The 243-nt window shown below is 32.1% G+C and carries 1 protein-coding gene; it reads right to left on the reverse strand.

Annotated features, from left to right (window positions below; all coding sequences use genetic code 11):
- Positions 1-243: hypothetical protein (locus SB719_RS22170; protein ID WP_412160037.1), on the reverse strand; the 243-nt coding region annotated here is incomplete at both ends.

Genomic DNA, 243 nt, shown 5'->3' on the forward strand with positions numbered 1-243 from the left:
CTCTAAGTTATCATTAGCCGTACCATATATAGAATGTAACATTCCCTCTAGTTCAAGTTCGTTCTGTGGTATGTCATTTAACGCCAGCGCTTTTAATTTGAATGGATTATCATCTTTATTTATTACAAATTGAACTTTAGCCTTCACTTCCTGCTCACGATATAAACAATTACCTGTAAACTCAACTATCTCTTCGTTATCCTTTGACGTAACATACTTCCATTTAGGATTTTTAAAAAATTT

The organism is Pantoea sp. SIMBA_079 (assembly GCF_046940275.1).
Lineage (GTDB): Bacteria > Pseudomonadota > Gammaproteobacteria > Enterobacterales > Enterobacteriaceae > Pantoea > Pantoea borealis.